This window comes from Chryseobacterium sp. MA9, from assembly GCF_024399315.1.
Lineage (GTDB): Bacteria > Bacteroidota > Bacteroidia > Flavobacteriales > Weeksellaceae > Chryseobacterium.
On record NZ_CP075170.1, the window covers coordinates 2,443,462 to 2,461,873 of the forward strand.

The window sequence follows — 18,412 nt, forward strand, 5'->3', positions numbered from 1 at the left end:
ACGATGGAAAAGAAAACTATTCAGGTTGACAAAAACATCCCAAAATCAGTGCTGACAGGTTTTGTATTGGCATTTTTATCAGTTTTTGCAGTCGAGCATTTTAGTACATTCTCATTCATCCCCAATCTTGGTAAACCCGCCATAGATTATGGACACAAGATTGTTTTGAGCGGAACATACGACACCCGAATAACACCCGTAGGTGCATTGTATCAAACAACGCCTTTTGGAACAAAGATAGATTTACCGACAAATGGAATGATGTGTAGTGAGCTACTGTTTGATTCTGAGTTCAAGAGCTACTCTAATAAAGGCGTGTTATACGCAAAATCTGTTTTTAGCGATTACAAATATCTCCTGTTGTTTTGGTTAGCATACACACTCATCGCACTGTTTTTTAAAAGATACCGTCTAAAGGTTTTGATTCTGATTCTGCCAATATTAGGTATCAGTTGTGACAAAACTAAACAAGAACCAATCACAACCTCTAAAACAGTTACAGACACCACAAAAACAGCCTTAAACAACCCAAATATACCAATCCCTCAAAACACGCCCGAAACAGCCGTAAAACACTCATTTGTAGTCTTCAAGGTAAAAGACAAATATTTCGGTAAAGAATCTGTCATAGTAACAGGGATATTTAACACACCCTACACTATTAGCACTGATGAGGAATACATGATTTTAGACGATACACAGGCAAAGTGCAACGCCTATCTGTTTGACAAAAACATTCTTGAAAGGTACATGATGAGATTTGACAGTTACGCAGAAGCAAGTCAGGAAAAGGAACGAATCTCTAAAATCCATAACACCACAGTATCTAATAATCCAAAAACCTTGACCAAAGAAGAAAAGGAGCAGATTATCAGAGAATGGAAGAGCATTACACCCGAAGAACACGAACAAGCTCGACAGTTACAAATGGAGCATGAAATGTGGGTTGAGGAACAGAAAAGAAATAACCAAAACTATAATTAACATCAAAATTTCAATTATGAAAAAACAATTATTCCTAGCATTATCGTTAACAACTCTATTAGTAACCGTAAATTGCTCGAGCAACAATGACGATGATAACAACACACAGCAAACAAACCCTTCAACAACTCAATATTTTCACCCTCCCACGTGGATTCAGGGAACTTGGGGCGTGACTAATGGAACAACCTCAAACAAGCTATACAAATTTACAACAGATGATTTTATACTACTTGTAACAGGTGTAAGCGAACAGAGTATGACGGGAACAATCAAATCAAGTCCGAACGGTGGAAGTGTTGACGAAACCGTTAACAGTAATGCGCAGTATAACTTTACTGTTAAATATAACATCACAACCACAACACAGAGTTTTGAGTTCAGGAAAGTATCAGCAACCCACATACAATGGAAAGATAACAGTAACGGAACTTGGTTTGATTTGGTAAAAATGTAAATATAATACGTCAAGTTTTGTCGCTTTGAGTCTATATCTTTGCAATATCAATAAACAAAGAAATAAATTTTGATTTAATCCACAAAATTTTTAAATTGGTCAAAAAAACACATAAGCATGAAAATCCTAGAGTATTCTAGCAAATAATTTAAGGTTTGGTAATTATTTGCGTATTTTGAACAAGCCAATCATAATTTTATAAAATTTCTCTTTAAGATTTAAAATCTTGAATAGTTATAAATAACATTAAACTCAGAACATTACAGAGCTTAATTTTTTATATATTTTACTCACAAATTGAACAATTAAAAATATTACATTATGACAAGAAAAATTAATTTACTTTCTATCTTTTTGCTTCTAATTGTTGGTATCCTATATTCTTGTACAGGAACTGAAAATGAATCAAGCCTAACCCCAAATGTCGCAAATAGCAGTAACTCTAAGATTTATGCTAGAGAGGGATATGATAAAACTCAAAGAATCCTTACCCTAGACGCCAATAAGCTAGGAGATGAACACAACAATATTTTAAGAAGGTTATCTGAGGTTTCTAAAACAAATTTTTATGAATCTAAAGAAGACATCTACAAGTCTTTAAGTGATACTGAAGTTGGTCTTGACACATATACTAAAGATGAAGTATTTAAATTTGTTGACGAGAATAGTGATGTCGAAAAAAACATATCAACCGTTATAAATCAGCTTAATACTACTGAGGCCAAAGAATTATATTTAAATATTAATAATCAACTTGACTCTGGCTTTAGTTATGAATCAGTAATAAACATTCTTAATAACAATACTAATAATATTGAATCGATTAAAGATGATTTTGATAAACAAGTTTTGAGAATATTTGTTGCTACTAGTAAGTCTTCAGCACATTATTGGTATGTTGAAACTGAAAACACAACTTCAAGTACTAGTAGAGCCACTCCAAAGTGGGTTAAAAAAGATGGTAATGGTATTGCTCAAGCTAGTATTGGATGGGCAATAGGTGCAGCTTTTACTTCTGGTCCTGCTGCCCCAGCTACATATTTTATTGCAGTAGCAGCGGGAGGAGCTTTATCATCAATCTGGCCAGATTAATAAAATCAATTTAACGATGAATACAAAACAAAAGGTTATTATTTTAATTTCGGCTTTTCTTTCTATGTCTTTTGTAGGATTATTTTTAAATATATATTTAGAATTTGAAGATAACCCTTCTATTAATTTAGAAACCTTCAATAAAATTTTATTGAAATCAGTAACAATTTCTTTTGTAATATTATTAATAATTGTTCTCATGAACAGAAAGAAAATATGATATTAATATATTGAATTATCACAAATTTAATCCAATAACTTTCAAACAATCAGCCTTGACCGCAAACCAAACGGTCAAGGTTATTTTTTATCTTACAGTACAAATTACTCTTAATATATAGACTGATTTTGTCCTTTTTCACCCTCAATCACCCCTCACCTCTACTACCCCCAATCAAACTCTGAAACTTCCTTACAAGCAAATCCGTGGTATCTAGGTTATACTTTCTTAGGTCAAATACTAGCTAGATGATTTACTGTTTTTTATTTCCCGCGGATTCTCTTAATTCTATATTCAATATTTTCAAACTTCTCCATCAGGAGGTATATGGAGAAATTATATGTGGTTTTACTATTTTTAACAAAAAAGGTAAAGTTTTTTCAACTGTATTAATTAACTTTGAAAATAAAAATGAGTGTAAAAAGATAGGGATTATATTATTAGCTGCTTCAACATTAACTGTTATTATATTTGTTATGGATATTAATTTTTATAATGATAATGACTATACTAAGAGTAATGTAAACAAAATACTGCTTTTATCATTTATTAAAGGGCTTGTAATCTCTGTAGCAGTCAATATTGCAAATTATTACCGCTCAATTCAAAAAAAATAAAAACAACTAACTTTATATTTTTTAGGGGGCTGTCTTAAAAGAAAGTCTTTTTTATATGGTAATATAGGATGAAGATGAGAAGTCGAAAAACATAATTTAAATTCCTCCTTTATTTTAAATCCTAACCTAATAAGAAAAAAAGGTCTTCCCGCAAAAGGAGAGACCTAAAAACACAAATGATGAAAAAAAAATTAAATTCTTTTCAAAAGTATGCGATTTATTATTTAAATTCAAATCAAAATATCAATTTTTCAGATTTTGCCAGAAAAACACATGAATTTCATTATTCCAATAAAAAAAAATAATACTAATTCGATATTTACTATAAAATTTTACACCTGATTATTATACATTTTTAAGACTCATTACAATTTCAACATTGAGTTGAAAAACTATCAGAGTAATTCTCATAAGTAATATCTAACTAAAAAAATTACCACAATTCCTTGTGGTAATAAATAAACAATATTAATTTCTAATCGGGTATTTCAAATTTAAACATTATAATTAATATTTACAAGATATAATTAAAAATATTCTCGATATATAATTAAAATATTGATTTATGTATAATGATAAGCCATATATTTTTGTAAATTAGTATGACTAAAAGCAAAACTATGAATTATCAACAGGCAGTAAATCACAAAAAAGAAATTCTGAAAAGTTTAGAAGACTTATTGACTTTTAAGTACTTTGAGATTGTTATAGCACCTTCAAAAGCAGAGGATTTTGAAAGATTTTTGAAAGAGTACAAAGCTAATCCTGCAAATTTCACGGATGAAACCTGTTTAGATTTCTCCACAGATTGTAAATACATGGTATACAGGATTTGTGAAGATAATATTTTGAACTGTCGAGAAGGAAAGCTATAGTTATTACTGAGAAGTGAAATGACTGGATTTTTGCCTTTCAGGCTCTCGCTCATGATGAAAAACAACCATATCAAAATCTTTTCTTAAAAGAGTTATCTCACCATTGATATCAGTATATCTATATTCATCATTTTCAGCTGTGTAATTAGGTAAATCACTACTTTTTTTAAGTTGATACGTTTGTCCTTCCAGATGAATAGTTGCTGTATTTTTACTGTGATTAATCGTAACTTCCATATTATCTTCCCCAAATTCATCATCAGTATAAACATTTTTAACAATATTATCAGTATTCACCGAGTTTTCAGCTGTAAAGGCTTTCACCTTGCCAGGCTGTCTACATGCTGTTACTGTAAGGGCAATCAGCCCTAAAACGGTTAGTAAAAGTAAATGTTTCATGGTAATAAATTATTTTCAGTTGTTTCATGTGTATGTTAATGTTATATAAAATTACGAATATTTAAACAATTGACATTAATTATTTAAATAAATCACCCAAACTACATTATTAATTAATATTTATTAAACGTAGCGCAGTTTTATATAAGTAACAAAAAATGTTTGAGAATGTTTAAATTTCACCATGTTCAAGAAATTCTTTTATAATAGCAAACTTAAAAATATAATGCTGAATTGGAATAAAATTCTCTAAATTATGATTTATGATTTATTTTGAATAATTTACATTACAAACAACATATTTATTAAAATTACACTCAAAATAAAACATAATTGTTTAATATATTTACTTTAATTTTGCATTATATTAAACATATTTAAGTCATGAAAAAAATTACATTTATTATTTTATTTTTCTTTTTTGCAAATTCTACATTTGCTCAAATAGGAATTAACACCCCAAATCCGCAAACCATGTTCCATGTTGATGGACAAAAAGACAATCCCACAACAGGAGTTCCTAATACAGCTCAGCAATTAAATGACTTTGCTGTAACAAGTAATGGAGATGTAGGAGTAGGAACTACTAATCCGACTTCAAAATTAGAGCTAAATTCAGGCACTAACAATGTTTCAGGATTGAAATTCACGAATCTTACTTCTGCAAGTCCTGTTTCTAATGGGGCAATTTTAGGTGTAGACGCTTCAGGAAATGTTATTAAAACACAATTTACTCCTTTAACAGGAGAATCTGTTCTTAATGGAAACTATGATCTCATTCCAACTGGTCCACTACCTTTTCAGGAAAACTTTAACATATTAAATATTACTTTACCTGCTGCTGGAACTTATGAAATTAAATATCAGCTTTATGCTCAGATTAATCTCACAGCAAGTACTGTTTCATCAACAGCATCCGTTGTCGCGTGGTTGACCACAGCACCAAGCCCTGGAAATCTGGTAGTTAATTCAGCTGTTTTTGTGTGCGGTTATCAAGTACCTCCAACAATAAATTCAACTACAGCTATTTCAGGAGGTAATATGGGAACTATGACAGTAACAGTAACTGGACCTACTACTTATTATTTAGGAGCTCGTTTTACATATGGTACAACTGGTGGTACTGGTGGTACTGCTCGTCTACATTCTTCTGACAGTCTTGGAAGAACAAAAATGAGCTATATTCAATTAGCACCATAATCTAAATATACCTCTTCTTAAAATCTCTATTGATGAATATCCCAAAGCAGATGATGAGAGAAAAATTCCCAAACTAAGAAGAGGTATTTAATATACATAATTTCAACTACGAATTCGCCTAAAATTTCAGGTACTCATCATTATCATAAATTCATGTAAAATCAGCTAAAATAAAAAAGTTTATTAAACACAAAATCAGCTACACAACAGGATATAAGAATATCATTTATAATTCAAGTAACATCTAAGAGTTTATTCTAATTCCAAATCTTTTTAGTCATATTTGGAGCATAGCCAATCTCACGAATAAATATTTCATGCATCAATTCATAAACTTGGTCTAAATCTGATTCTTTTACGACTAGGCAATCATGCAATGTAAAAAACGGAATCTTTCTTTTAAAAGTATTGTTTATCTCCCGAGCAATAGTGTGAACCATAAAATGAGATTCTAATTGAAACAGCAAATATGAAAGTCTTTTATGTCTTTCAGACGGCAGAACCCCCTCAAATTTCACTCGTTTGAACTTTTTAGTAAGCTCATATATTTTAGGAAAATGATTGTAAAATACAGTTTGTTCCTGAATGTAATATTTAGGATGCGCAAAAAGCATAGCTAAAAATTTGTTTTTAGTATATTTTCTTAGGTCGCCTTCATCGCCATCAAATTGCCTACTAAACATAATTTCAAAACTTGATTCAAAGGTTGGAAGGTTCATAAAGCCGTCCATAAAATGCTCATAAAGTCGGTTGTTCAGCACAAGTTCCTTGAAATCCGCTATCTCCCTGTCAGAAGGCTTTACCAAAGATTCTACTATCATATAATGATAGAGTATATCCTGACTACATAGCTGTGTGCATAGTATCCCCGCCTTAGTCTCCCCGCAGGTAGTAGGAATAGAGAGTATATAGGACAAGAAGAATGGAATTGAGGACGACAAATCGACTTCCGCCAGATTCTCACCATCATATTTCAAATACTTCCTGCATATTTTAGAAAATGATGTTATAGCGGTATGTAATCTACCGTCCGTTTCAGGCTTGTTATAGAAGTTAAAACATCCATTTTTAAAATCTACTACTCTTTGAGCATTCAAAAGATACTTGTTATAGTCTCCCGTCTGCAAATAATCCAAATAAAGCTCATTTAAGGCTGATTCTGCGTCTAATTCAAAGCGGGAAACATCAAAATACCCTCGTGTAAAATCAAAGCGTTTTCGCACTGTATTGTCAATCTGAGGTTCATTAATCTTCTTGACCTTACCAGCAAAAGTTTTTTCAGTAATAGAATACAGCTTCAATTCTCCATCACCCCAGTAATGTTTAGGCAGATGATATGCATAGCAACTACCAGAATCGTAATTTCGTTTCCAAAGCATCCGCCCCTCACCCCCGAAATCCTGATAAAGATAATCTATGTGCTGTTTAGAATTTCTGTAAATAGATTGATTAATTCCTGCACATCGTGGAATATAATGCTCTATTATAGATTCAAAACTGCCGAATTCGTCTGTATCTTGGTTACATGATTCTTTAATCAGTTCGGAGATAAAATAATGACAATAATCTTTGCTCAGTTCAAAATCAGGCGGGAATTTAGACAATCTTTGTTCTAAATTTAGATTTTTGGGTATTAATACATAATATTCACTCATAATAATGTTATAAAAAGGACATAACAAGGGCTGTACACGGCTATTTTAGCAATGCATTCAGATTTTGTTATACGGAATGTTTTAGTTGATTTTTTGGGCGTTTATAAGGCTTTTACGGCATGCGTACGCAGAGTTGTGCGATATAATAAGAAAAAGATGTTTTTTATCCATAATCATTATAATACACTCTTAAAACAGGTTTTAAGGAGCTTAAATAGATTAACAAGGGATTTTATTACTATACTGTAAAACAAAGAATTTAAGGGTTTAAACGGGCTGAAACATCACTTTTAGAGTAAAACACTTTTGCACCCATTTTAATAGGAGTTAAAACTCCGCTTTTATTCCAATTATGCAATGTTGAATAGCTAACATTTAAATGTTCAGATGTTTCTTTACGGGTGTAAAACTCTTTTTCATCTTTTGAAACTTGCTCAACCTGCATTTGGTTGACTACTTTACGAACTATTTGCTCAAAATCCTGCATAAGTTCTTCTTTTGTAAGTTGGAATAGTGGTCTGTTGTCACTGTTGTTGTTACTGTTCATAATGTATGTTTTTTATATTGTTAATTTATTTGTTCAATTACCTGACATACAGGCATAAAAAAAGGAAACCCCTTTCGAGATTTCCTGATGTTGTTATTCGGACATAAAAAAAGACCCAACTTTTTGAGTTGAGTCTGTATATTTGTTTGTTAATAGTTGTTAAAATTTTGTTGTTTAGGCATAAGTATTCCCTGACATAGCGCAGAATACGTTTTTTATAAGGTGCAACCCCTTGTGCAGTATGTGTTGACCGCTTCCGACTTATTGACAGGATATAACTTCTCCCTGAATTTCCGAAATTGCGTTATAATGTGTGCATCCCACGTCCCTATTTTCTAGGTACTTTCGATTTTTGCCAATATCGTTTTTTAATAGGTGATTCCCCCTTGATATTCTTTAAAATAATTGGTCTTTTTAGTTACGTTTAAATATAATTATTTCGTTATAAAATATAATTTCTCCATAGAAATATAAATCTGCGCCTGTTATTTTAGTTCGGAGTGCTTCCCGCAACCTTCAAAAACTATATTATACAATCTTTGGCGTAATTATCCTTCTGAATGAAATTCCTGCTCCCCTAATCTTTAGCATTTCGCTAGGTATGGTCGCTCCAATGAAGACTTATATAATTACTTGAAATAATCTTAAAGAACAACTTCGCTCGTTTCGCATCTTACTTACTCATTAATCACTATCAAGTGATATATCTTATTTTTCAGATTTAAAACTTTTGAGTCAAAATCAAATACCGTGCCAAAATTTTAATTTTCGGGCTTTAAGAAACATTTTTGTTAATATTAATGATTTCAGCCAACTGCTCCATGTTTCCACTCTCATAAAGCTCCTGCATTTTTAGCATTCTTTTATGCAAATCTTCAATCTGTTTTGCTTGTAAATCAACTCTTTGTAATTTTTCGTTTCTTGCCTTGATACTCTCCTGTCTTACCTGTTCGTGTTCAAAGGTCGGTTTGAAGTACGTTTTGAAAACAGATTCATCCGTATGCCCTGTATACTGCCATATTTCCAATAAGTCCCAACCCTCAATATATCGGTTAGTACAAAAGCTCCTCCTAGAATCGTGAAACGCTACCTTATCCGCAAAATTGATTGTTTCAAATACAACTCCCTCATTAGTTGGACGTTCACGGGTTATTACCTTTTCGTTGAAGTATGGAATTTCTCTAAACAATTCCTTCAGGTACTCATTTGTGTTTTGATTAGAAATCGCAATACCCTGAATATCATTGTTATACTTATTTAAAATAGCTTCCGTAAATCCAAAGGTTGGAAAATTTACAGTTTTGTACTTATCAACACGAGAACCTTTATTTAACAATATACTTATAGTTCCTGAGCTAATGTCAATATGTCCGTTTTCAATTCGTGTAATATCTCCAAACCTGAGTGAGCAATGACAGCCGAGAACAAACAAATCTCGAACTCTTTCTAATCTCGGAGAATTAGAAAAATCATGCTCATACAATATTTTGATTTCAGGCTCAGTTAGCACCGTATGGAAACTCGGAGGAACTTTAACGCTAAATTCGTCCTGCAAGTAACTTCTGTTTTGTGTGTAAGCTTTTTCAAATGCACGTTTTAGCACCTGTGACAGTCTTTTGATCCGTGTTCTGAGTGTACTTAGCTCTTTTACCCTCTCCGTAGCAATAAGCCAATTTTGGAACTCCAAACACTGTGTTTCATCAAATTTATCAATATCTAAAAATATACTGTTATCAGTTGCAAAATCTTTTAAATCTTTGTACATCACGTTAAAAGATGATATATAGGTTTTGTGCATTGGCTTTTGTCCTGATGCAATAGCACGGGTGTTTTTTAGCTCAATCAATTTCGTGAAGTCCTGAAAAACATCATCAAAAGATTTCTTATTCTTTTGTACCGTGTTGAGTTCTTTCCCCTCTACTGCATTATCAACAATTGTCTTTAGTTCTTCTTTTGTTGGTACACGGTTGTAATGTTCATTGAAATTTTTATGACCATCCACAATGGAAGTTTTGAATTTACTTAACTTTTGGTTGATTTCTCTTTTATCTGTTCCCGAAGTCACTGTTTTAGTCTCGCTATCCCAACTGCTCGGAGCAACTTTTAAACCTGTGGAAAAATCCGCCTGTAAACCCTTAAACGAATATCTTCCCATTATTCGGGAGATTTCTGCTTTTGGTTCTTTCAGTCTGAAATTTACGCTTCCTGTTTCGTTGTTATACTGTGCCATAAAATAAAAATATCTGCATAACAAATATACGAATATTTCAAGTTTGGTCACTATTTTGGTCACTGTAAATTTTGAATGCAATTAAATTTATTTGCATCCAATAAAATTTAACCACCTATTAACCAGCAATACAAGGCATAAAATTTATTTAATAAAATGTAAACAAATGTAAGATGTTATATCCTGTGAGTCTACAAACCATCCTTTTTTAAGGATGGTTTTTGCTTTTATAATCTTCATGATAATTCTTAAATTGTAAATTTAACCCAGAACAGGAATAATGGCATAGCAGGCCAAAAATTATTTAATCCAACAATTAATTAAAAATCCGACTAAAACTAAGTAAATGACAGATTTAGAATTAAAAAATATCATGGAAATATGTAATAAAGCAACCCAATCTCCATGGAAATCCTATATTGAAGGAAGAGACTTTAATTCAGGATCCAGTTTTATAATGACTGGGGAAGAAGAAAACAGAGATTATGATATAGAATTCATTTCAATAAGACCAGAAGATCAGGATTTCATTGCTATGGCAAGAAACATGATCCACTATTAGTAGAAGAAATTATTACATTAAAACGAGGTCAATAAAATAAACAAGGTTTCTATTGACCCTTCAAAATCACCGATAAGTATAAAAAAACGGGCTGTCTTTGGGAAGACAGCCCGTTTTTATTTTCATTTTTTATTTATTAAACCAGATCAAACCTGTCCAGATTCATCACCTTCGTCCATGCTGCCACAAAGTCTTTTACAAATTTACCCTGTGCATCTGCACTTCCATATACCTCAGCTATCGCTCTCAATTCAGAATTGGAGCCGAAAACAAGATCAGCTCGGGTTGCCGTCCATTTTGGCTGACCGGTTGAACGATCTGTTCCCATGTAAAGTTGTTTATCGTCTGACATTGCTTTCCATTGGGTGCCCATATCTAAAAGATTTACGAAGAAATCATTGGTAAGAACTCCCGGACGGGTGGTAAACACACCATGTTTTGAACCATCAAAGTTTGTATCCAAAGCACGCATACCTCCTACTAATACAGTCAGTTCCGGAGCTGTAAGACTCAACAATTGGGCTTTATCTATCAGTAAAGATTCTGTAGATACTGTAAATCTTCTTTTCAGATAATTACGGAATCCATCGGCAATAGGCTCAAGATATCCCATAGATTCTACATCTGTCTGTTCCTGAGAAGCGTCCATTCTTCCTGGGGCAAAAGGAACTTTAACATCCTGTCCGGCATTTCTTGCAGCAACTTCTACTGCAGCATTACCTGCCAAAACAATCAAATCGGCTAAAGAGATTTTCTTACCTCCATTTTGAGAATCGTTGAATTCTTTCTGAATTCCTTCCAATACTCCTAATACTTTATTCAGCTGTGAAGGATTGTTCACTTCCCAGTTTCTTTGAGGCTCTAATCTTATTCTGGCTCCGTTGGCTCCACCACGTTTATCACTTCCTCTAAAAGTAGAAGCAGAAGCCCAAGCTGTAGATATAAGTTCAGCATTACTTAATCCTGAATTTAAAATTTTTGATTTCAATGCCTCCACATCATTTCCGTCAACCAACTCATGATTTACTTCAGGAATAGGATCCTGCCAGATCAGTTCTTCCTGTGGGACATCCGGTCCCAAATAACGGGCACGTGGTCCCATATCTCTGTGTGTCAATTTAAACCATGCTCTTGCAAAAGCATCGGCAAACGCATCAGGATTTTCGTAAAAATGTCTTGAAATTTTTTCATAAACAGGATCCAGTCTCAATGAAAGGTCTGTTGTAAGCATTGTTGGTTTATGCTTTTTAGAAGAATCGAATGCATCGGGAATAATATCAGCTCCATCCTTTGCTACCCATTGGTGGGCTCCGGCAGGGCTTTTTGTTAATTCCCATTCATTTTCAAAAAGGTTTTTAAAGAAATAATTACTCCATTGAGTCGGAGTTTCTGTCCAGGTCACTTCCAGACCACTGGAAATAGCATCTTTTCCGCTTCCGGATTTATAACTGCTTGCCCATCCTAATCCCTGCAGTTCAATTCCTGCTCCTTCAGGTTCTTTGCCTACATGATCTGCAGGGCCAGCTCCGTGGGTTTTACCAAAGGTATGTCCTCCGGCAATCAAAGCAACCGTTTCTTCGTCGTTCATTGCCATACGGCCGAAAGTATCACGGATATCTTTAGCGGCAGCAATAGGATCTGGATTTCCGTCCGGACCTTCTGGGTTTACATATATAAGTCCCATTTGTACAGCTGCCAATGGATTTTCAAGGTTTCTTGAATGAATATCTCCGTCTGCATTATCATCGGTAGGAAGAACTGCTGAATTTCCTTCTACTACTCCTTCTGAACCATGAGCATAACGTAAATCACCTCCAAGCCATGTTTTTTCTGATCCCCAATAGACATCAGAATCCGGTTCCCAAACATCTGCACGTCCTCCTGCAAATCCGAATGTTTTGAACCCCATTGATTCAAGAGCAATATTTCCTGTAAGAATCAAAAGGTCTGCCCATGAAATGTTTCTCCCATATTTTTGTTTGATCGGCCATAATAATCTTCTTGCTTTATCAAGGCTTACGTTATCCGGCCAGCTGTTTAACGGTGCAAAACGCTGCTGTCCAGCTCCTGCTCCACCTCTTCCGTCACCTACACGATACGTTCCGGCACTGTGCCAGGCCATACGGATAAATAGTGGACCGTAATGACCAAAGTCTGCTGGCCACCAGTCCTGAGAATCTGTCATTAATGCATGAAGATCTTTTTTTACTGCCTCCAGATCAAGGCTTTCAAATGCTTTGGCATAGTCGAAATCCTTGTCCATAGGATCAGAAAGGGAAGAATGCTGGCGCAGAAGATCTACTCTAAGCTGATCCGGCCACCAATCAGAATTCTGGGTTCCGCCACCTGCTACATTCTTCTTCATTGTTCCGTTATGAAACGGGCATTTACTGATGTCATTCAAATCTTTTTCCATTGTCGTTTATTTTATTTTTATATTGATTAATACAGTTTAAATTTTCTGCTATATGATATGACAAACCTACAACGTTTGATTGATAAATACAATCTATTAATTTTTATTTCAACGATAGTTAAAAACTATAAACAAACTTTTTCAACAGCATAAAAAGCTAAGACATAATTGTGGTATTAAGTTAGTAATTTTTCAAATTAACTTAAATAAAAACGGCAGTATACCACTCAATTTAGAATTACTCAACGTAAGAATTTGTAGGAAAAGGAAGAAGGAAACTAGGAGAAGCAAGTTTAATAGCATCATGAAAAATAAATTAACAATTCCTAAAAAAATATGAAAAAACACACTATTCAAAGAACTACTAAAAGTACCTCCAGCTTCCAACTTCCGGCTTCCAACTTAAACTCACTAAAAATAAATTAACTACCTTTATCATTACCAAACATGAAACATCTGCTATGAAAAAAATAATTGTTATCATTCTTGTTGCTTTTATCATCATTCAGTTTTTTCCTATCGACAAAACAAATCCACCTCCTACACCCGGCATGGATTTTCTGAAAATTAAAAACACTCCGGAAAAAATTGCCAGAACCATTAGAACGTCTTGTTACGATTGTCATTCCAATGAAACAGCATATCCATGGTATACTAATATTTCCCCTGCTTCATGGTGGGTAAAAAATCATATTAATGAAGGCAGGAAACATCTTAATTTTTCTACCTTTGCAGTATATGAGTCTAAAAGACAACTTCATAAGCTGGAGGAATGTATAGAAATGGTTGAAAAAAAAGAAATGCCGCTTGAATCTTATTATATAGGACATCAGAATGCCAAACTCTCGGATGAACAGCGTGCAGAGCTTATCCACTATTTCAAAAAAGTAAAAGAAGACACAGAAAGAAGAATTATGTTTAATAAATAAAGTCGTGGAAAACTGGGAAAATAAACATATTGTATTTTTTGACGGAGATTGCGGTGTCTGTAATTTCTGGGTGCAGTGGATTTTGGAGCGTGACAAGAAAGACCAATTCATGTTCGCTTCTCTTCAGTCTGATTTCGGGCAACAATTTTTATCCGAAAGAGGCCTGGAAACTGATGTATTCAATACCATGTATCTATGGAAGCCAGGGAGATACTACCAGATCAAATCAAGGGCAGTACTGGAAATCGCTAACTTACTGGGAGGAGTTTATAAACTTTCCTTTATTGGAAAAATTATGCCTGCTTTTTTAAGCGATAAAGTATACGATATTATTTCCAGAAACAGAATGAAACTGGCTAATCAGAAGTGTTATTTACCGGACCAGCATCAGAAGAAAAAGTTTATTCAGATGTAATTTATCTTACACATAATTTTCTTCAACTTATATAAAATACCACTCCGTAAGAAACTCATACTATTTGACATTAAAAATGATGGATTGTAGAGATTCCTACGGAATGGCAAGCCTGATGGATAAGCAAAACAAGCTGGAATGAATGATTGATTATAAAAAAATAATTTTATCACCCGCTTATTACCTTATTACCCATTATTTATAAATTCAGTGACCACACAGAATAAGAATTTGGAGGACATTGGATTTTCACCCATTTATCTCCCTGAGTTGTAGGATACCAGCCTGAGTGTCCGGTGAAATCTTTGATCTGCTGGCTGCTCCAATTGGTTTCCACCCATCTTTCCTGCCAGCTTGATGATGTATTGATATAAACAACCAGTCCGGGATTGCCATTGTATCCGTTACGTCTTGCAATATATTCATCATTATCAGTATAAAGAATAGAAGTTGTTCCGGTCGCTTTATTGTTATGAATCCAGATCAGGTTATTCAACCTTTCTTTGTTCAGCCATTCTTCATAATCTCTGTAAAAAATGGTAGGATATCCTTCATGGGTTAAGATGTAGGCATATGCAGGCATTTTGTTGTTAATAATATCCGTGTCATGATTGGCTACAAAAGTGACTGCTTTGTATGGATTTCTTTTCCACATCATATCATCATTCAGAACGTTTAAATTCCCATTATCAAAAGCTTCATCCATTTTATAATAAGCGGCAAAATCAAATACTGAACTGTTGGCATTATTTGCCCACCATTCCAATGTATTAACGTTGGAATCCCATAATTCACCAACAGAGAATCCACCTACTTTAGAATTCCAGGTATTGACAACCCAAGGTCCGAAACCTTTAACGTAATCAAACCTCCAGCCATCAAATTTCATCACATTCTTATAATATTTTGCAACAGAATCATCTCTTCCCCAAAGCCAGTCCTGAACATGAGGGTTGGCATGAGACAGATCCGGAAATCCGCCAAAAGCCCCTTCATCATTATTTCCGTAGGCATTTTTATAAAAATCATTATAGTTTCTCTGAAATTTTCCTGAAGCAACACCTGAAAAATCCGTCCATGTATTGGTTCCGGTAAAAGGATTAGCTTCAGATTGTCCTCCACTATTATGATTAATCACAATATCTGCGTACACCTGCATACTTTCTGCATGCGCTTTTGTAATCAATGCTTCAAGTTCAGTTCTTGATCCAAAGCGGGTTTCCACACTTCCATTCTGATTAAAATTTCCAAAATCATAATAATCCGTAGGATCATATCCCATAGAGTAAGCCCCGTTCTGCGCTTTTGAAGCAGGAGGCAGCCATACGGCACCAATTCCGGCATCAGACCATGCGGTTAATTTATCTTTAACGGTATTCCACCAGTTGCCTCCTTCAGGAACATCCCAGTAAAAGCCCTGCATCAGTACACCTCCACCTGGCCCCGCTATAAACTTACCCTGCATAGACCCGGAATCATTTCCGGTACTGAACGGCCGGCCGTCATGCTGAGTTACATTCACAGTTTTGTTATGAACCTCTTCCTGTCTGGAAGTTTCCGTAATCAATTCATCTCTGTTCTGACAAGAGCTAACTAGTGCTAAAGCCAATAGGGAAAGGAAAAAATATGTTTTTTTCATCGTAAAAATTAATTATCAATCTATTAAACAAGATACAATTTTATTGAAAACAAATTCAAATGAAGGGGAAATATTTTAATTTTCAATAATAAATCAAGAAGAAAGTCATTTAAAGTTTTCATTAAAAAATCATAAATTTTTCAGATTCTCGAAACAATTTTTCTTTTAATCCATATATTTGCATACTATGGAATACAATACCCAAAAAACTCAGCTTCATATGCCGGAATACGGCAGAATTATACAACAGTTGGTTGAGCGTTGCAAAGAACTTCCTACCAAAGAGGAAAGGAATGAAATGGCTATGGCAATCATCGATTTTATGGGTCAGAGAAACCCACAACTTCGCGACGAGGAAAATTATAAACATAAACTTTGGGACCATCTTTTTATTCTTGCTAATCACGATCTGGATGTAGAATCTCCATATCCGTTCCCTACTCCGGAACAATTGGCAGAAAAACCTAAAAGAATGGAATATCCAAAACTTCAAGGTGACTTTAAGTTTTACGGAAAAAGTATTCTTCAATTGATAGAAAAAGCAATTGAACTTGAAACGGGTGATGAAAAAGAAGCCCTTATCGAGGTAATTGCCAACAATATGAAGAAATCTTATAATGTCTATAATAAAGAACATGTGACGGATGATGTTATTTTCCGCCACTTGAAAGAACTGTCTGAAAACAGGCTTGATCTTACCGGAATAGATTCTCTCGAAAAAAGTAAAATCTATTACACCAGTAACAACAACAGGAATAATAACAATAACAACAGGAATAGCAACAGTAATAAAAACAGCAACAGCAACCAGCCTAACAAGAGGAGGCACAATAACAATCATAAAAACAGAAAATAATGAGTGGAACATTTCAAATAAGAGGAGGAAAAAAACTGCAGGGCGAAATAACTCCACAAGGAGCCAAGAATGAGGCTCTACAAATTTTATGTGCGGTACTCCTTACGGACGAAGAGGTAAGAATCAAAAATATCCCTGATATTCACGATGTTAACAGACTGATTGAAATTCTTGGAGATTTTGGAGTAAAAATTACTAAAAACGGACAGGGAGATTATACTTTCAAGGCTGATCAGGTAAATTTTGATTACATAAAATCTAACGAGTTCAAAAAAGACGGAGCAAAATTACGTGGATCTATTATGCTTATGGGCCCAATGCTTGCCCGTTACGGAGAAGCTTATATGCCGACTCCGGGAGGCGACAAAATCGGAAGAAGAAGACTGGATACCCACTTCCAGGGGCTTGTTGAACTCGGTGCTGAATTCAATTATGATGAAGAGGAATATTTCTATTCTTTAAAAGCTAAAGAACTGAGAGGAAAATTCATCTTATTGGAAGAAGCTTCTGTAACCGGAACAGCCAACATTGTAATGGCAGCAGCTTTGGCAAAAGGAAAAACAAGAATCTACAACGCGGCCTGCGAACCTTATCTTCAGCAATTATGCAAAATGCTGAACAGAATGGGAGCCAATATCTCAGGAATCGGATCAAACCTTCTTACCATTGAAGGAGTAGATTATCTGAGAGGAACTGAGCATACAATGCTTCCGGATATGGTAGAAATAGGATCGTGGATTGGTCTTGCGGCAATGACAAAATCTGAAATCACCATCAAAAATGTAAACTGGAACCAGCTTGGTGTCATCCCGAATACATTCAGAAAATTAGGAATCGAACTTGAGCAAAGTGGTGATGATATCTATATTCCTGCTCAGGAACATTATAAAATCCAGAAATTTATTGACGGGTCTATCCTTACTATTTCGGATGCTCCCTGGCCAGGATTTACCCCGGATTTATTATCTATTATTTTAGTGGTTGCCACTCAGGCGAAAGGAAGTATTCTGGTTCATCAGAAAATGTTTGAATCCAGATTATTCTTTGTTGATAAATTAATTGACATGGGAGCTCAGATCATTTTATGTGATCCACACAGAGCTACTGTAATCGGATTGAACCAGGAAGCTCCGCTAAGAGGTACAACGATGGTTTCTCCGGATATTAGAGCCGGAAATGCTCTTCTTATTGCAGCACTTTCAGCAGAAGGAAAATCTATTATCCACAATATCGAGCAAATCGACAGAGGATATGAGAATATCGATGGAAGACTTAGAGCAATTGGTGCCGATATCGAAAGAATTTAAAATTATTCTATT

17 protein-coding genes are annotated in these 18,412 nt (G+C 34.3%); 11 read left to right on the plus strand and 6 right to left on the minus strand.

Translation table 11 applies throughout. From position 1 onward, the window contains the following. Window positions 1-3: 3 nt before the first annotated feature. From KIK00_RS11110 to KIK00_RS11130, 5 genes are all read left to right on the plus strand, one after another. Window positions 4-984: a hypothetical protein gene (locus tag KIK00_RS11110; protein WP_255816603.1), complete on the plus strand. Its 981-nt coding sequence runs from the start codon at window positions 4-6 to the stop codon at window positions 982-984. A gap of 16 nt (window positions 985-1,000) precedes the next feature. Then, on the plus strand, window positions 1,001-1,441 hold the full coding sequence (locus tag KIK00_RS11115) for a hypothetical protein (protein ID WP_255816604.1): 441 nt from the start codon (window positions 1,001-1,003) through the stop codon (window positions 1,439-1,441). A 321-nt stretch (window positions 1,442-1,762) separates the two neighbouring features. Then, on the plus strand, window positions 1,763-2,533 hold the full coding sequence (locus KIK00_RS11120) for a hypothetical protein (protein ID WP_255816605.1): 771 nt from the start codon (window positions 1,763-1,765) through the stop codon (window positions 2,531-2,533). Between the two features lie 468 nt (window positions 2,534-3,001). Then, on the plus strand, window positions 3,002-3,370 hold the full coding sequence (locus tag KIK00_RS11125) for a hypothetical protein (RefSeq protein WP_255816606.1): 369 nt from the start codon (window positions 3,002-3,004) through the stop codon (window positions 3,368-3,370). 620 nt (window positions 3,371-3,990) lie between these two features. Further along, complete coding sequence (locus KIK00_RS11130; RefSeq protein ID WP_255816607.1) at window positions 3,991-4,245, plus strand: hypothetical protein; 255 nt, start codon at window positions 3,991-3,993, stop codon at window positions 4,243-4,245. 3 nt (window positions 4,246-4,248) lie between these two features. On the opposite strand, the gene KIK00_RS11135 is transcribed toward KIK00_RS11130, so the two are convergent. Then, complete coding sequence (locus KIK00_RS11135; protein WP_255816608.1) at window positions 4,249-4,644, minus strand: hypothetical protein; 396 nt, start codon at window positions 4,642-4,644, stop codon at window positions 4,249-4,251. Window positions 4,645-5,028: 384 nt separating this feature from the next. On the opposite strand from KIK00_RS11135, the gene KIK00_RS11140 reads away from it, so the two are divergent. Continuing rightward, entirely contained in the window at window positions 5,029-5,844 is an 816-nt protein-coding gene (locus KIK00_RS11140) for a hypothetical protein (protein WP_255816609.1), read from the plus strand. Between the two features lie 257 nt (window positions 5,845-6,101). Here the strand turns inward: KIK00_RS11140 and KIK00_RS11145 are convergent, their stop codons facing one another. The 3 genes from KIK00_RS11145 to KIK00_RS11155 all read right to left on the minus strand — a co-directional run bounded on the left by KIK00_RS11145 (window position 6,102) and on the right by KIK00_RS11155 (window position 10,276). Further along, window positions 6,102-7,499, minus strand: coding sequence for a hypothetical protein (locus tag KIK00_RS11145; RefSeq protein WP_255816610.1), 1,398 nt, complete (start codon window positions 7,497-7,499; stop codon window positions 6,102-6,104). Window positions 7,500-7,758: 259 nt separating this feature from the next. Further along, window positions 7,759-8,046, minus strand: coding sequence for a helix-turn-helix domain-containing protein (locus KIK00_RS11150; protein ID WP_255816611.1), 288 nt, complete (start codon window positions 8,044-8,046; stop codon window positions 7,759-7,761). A 775-nt stretch (window positions 8,047-8,821) separates the two neighbouring features. After that, a complete protein-coding gene (locus KIK00_RS11155; protein WP_255816612.1) occupies window positions 8,822-10,276 on the minus strand; it encodes a tyrosine-type recombinase/integrase in 1,455 nt (484 codons plus the stop codon). A gap of 346 nt (window positions 10,277-10,622) precedes the next feature. Between KIK00_RS11155 and KIK00_RS11160 the strand changes: the two genes are divergently transcribed. Further along, window positions 10,623-10,838: a hypothetical protein gene (locus KIK00_RS11160; RefSeq protein ID WP_255816613.1), complete on the plus strand. Its 216-nt coding sequence runs from the start codon at window positions 10,623-10,625 to the stop codon at window positions 10,836-10,838. A gap of 136 nt (window positions 10,839-10,974) precedes the next feature. Here KIK00_RS11160 and katG read toward each other — a convergent pair whose 3' ends face one another. Then, window positions 10,975-13,254: a catalase/peroxidase HPI gene (gene katG, locus KIK00_RS11165; RefSeq protein ID WP_304664996.1), complete on the minus strand. Its 2,280-nt coding sequence runs from the start codon at window positions 13,252-13,254 to the stop codon at window positions 10,975-10,977. A 461-nt stretch (window positions 13,255-13,715) separates the two neighbouring features. On the opposite strand from katG, the gene KIK00_RS11170 reads away from it, so the two are divergent. Both KIK00_RS11170 and KIK00_RS11175 read left to right on the plus strand, forming a co-directional pair. Next, a complete protein-coding gene (locus KIK00_RS11170; protein ID WP_255816614.1) occupies window positions 13,716-14,183 on the plus strand; it encodes a heme-binding domain-containing protein in 468 nt (155 codons plus the stop codon). A gap of 4 nt (window positions 14,184-14,187) precedes the next feature. After that, a complete protein-coding gene (locus KIK00_RS11175; protein WP_255816615.1) occupies window positions 14,188-14,598 on the plus strand; it encodes a thiol-disulfide oxidoreductase DCC family protein in 411 nt (136 codons plus the stop codon). A 199-nt stretch (window positions 14,599-14,797) separates the two neighbouring features. Here KIK00_RS11175 and KIK00_RS11180 read toward each other — a convergent pair whose 3' ends face one another. Beyond that, window positions 14,798-16,237 (minus strand): alpha-amylase, encoded by a 1,440-nt coding sequence (locus KIK00_RS11180; protein WP_255816616.1) that lies wholly within the window; start codon window positions 16,235-16,237, stop codon window positions 14,798-14,800. A gap of 187 nt (window positions 16,238-16,424) precedes the next feature. Between KIK00_RS11180 and KIK00_RS11185 the strand changes: the two genes are divergently transcribed. Next, window positions 16,425-17,093 carry a DUF4290 domain-containing protein gene (locus KIK00_RS11185; RefSeq protein ID WP_255816617.1) on the plus strand — a complete coding sequence of 223 codons (669 nt, stop codon included), beginning with the start codon at window positions 16,425-16,427 and terminating at the stop codon, window positions 17,091-17,093. Next, window positions 17,093-18,400, plus strand: coding sequence for a UDP-N-acetylglucosamine 1-carboxyvinyltransferase (gene murA / locus KIK00_RS11190; protein ID WP_047378939.1), 1,308 nt, complete (start codon window positions 17,093-17,095; stop codon window positions 18,398-18,400). The genes KIK00_RS11185 and murA overlap by 1 nt, the downstream gene beginning before the upstream one ends. Window positions 18,401-18,412 lie beyond the last annotated feature (12 nt).

What these genes read in the sequence shown, in the direction of transcription:
- KIK00_RS11110 (WP_255816603.1), top strand. Translation starts at nt 4, where the DNA reads ATGGAAAAGAAAACTATTCAGGTTGACAAAAACATCCCAAAATCAGTG.
- KIK00_RS11115 (WP_255816604.1), top strand. Translation starts at nt 1,001, where the DNA reads ATGAAAAAACAATTATTCCTAGCATTATCGTTAACAACTCTATTAGTA.
- KIK00_RS11120 (WP_255816605.1), top strand. Translation starts at nt 1,763, where the DNA reads ATGACAAGAAAAATTAATTTACTTTCTATCTTTTTGCTTCTAATTGTT.
- KIK00_RS11125 (WP_255816606.1), top strand. Translation starts at nt 3,002, where the DNA reads ATGATTTACTGTTTTTTATTTCCCGCGGATTCTCTTAATTCTATATTC.
- KIK00_RS11130 (WP_255816607.1), top strand. Translation starts at nt 3,991, where the DNA reads ATGAATTATCAACAGGCAGTAAATCACAAAAAAGAAATTCTGAAAAGT.
- KIK00_RS11135 (WP_255816608.1), bottom strand. Translation starts at nt 4,644, where the DNA reads ATGAAACATTTACTTTTACTAACCGTTTTAGGGCTGATTGCCCTTACA.
- KIK00_RS11140 (WP_255816609.1), top strand. Translation starts at nt 5,029, where the DNA reads ATGAAAAAAATTACATTTATTATTTTATTTTTCTTTTTTGCAAATTCT.
- KIK00_RS11145 (WP_255816610.1), bottom strand. Translation starts at nt 7,499, where the DNA reads ATGAGTGAATATTATGTATTAATACCCAAAAATCTAAATTTAGAACAA.
- KIK00_RS11150 (WP_255816611.1), bottom strand. Translation starts at nt 8,046, where the DNA reads ATGAACAGTAACAACAACAGTGACAACAGACCACTATTCCAACTTACA.
- KIK00_RS11155 (WP_255816612.1), bottom strand. Translation starts at nt 10,276, where the DNA reads ATGGCACAGTATAACAACGAAACAGGAAGCGTAAATTTCAGACTGAAA.
- KIK00_RS11160 (WP_255816613.1), top strand. Translation starts at nt 10,623, where the DNA reads ATGACAGATTTAGAATTAAAAAATATCATGGAAATATGTAATAAAGCA.
- katG (WP_304664996.1), bottom strand. Translation starts at nt 13,254, where the DNA reads ATGGAAAAAGATTTGAATGACATCAGTAAATGCCCGTTTCATAACGGA.
- KIK00_RS11170 (WP_255816614.1), top strand. Translation starts at nt 13,716, where the DNA reads ATGAAAAAAATAATTGTTATCATTCTTGTTGCTTTTATCATCATTCAG.
- KIK00_RS11180 (WP_255816616.1), bottom strand. Translation starts at nt 16,237, where the DNA reads ATGAAAAAAACATATTTTTTCCTTTCCCTATTGGCTTTAGCACTAGTT.
- KIK00_RS11185 (WP_255816617.1), top strand. Translation starts at nt 16,425, where the DNA reads ATGGAATACAATACCCAAAAAACTCAGCTTCATATGCCGGAATACGGC.
- murA (WP_047378939.1), top strand. Translation starts at nt 17,093, where the DNA reads ATGAGTGGAACATTTCAAATAAGAGGAGGAAAAAAACTGCAGGGCGAA.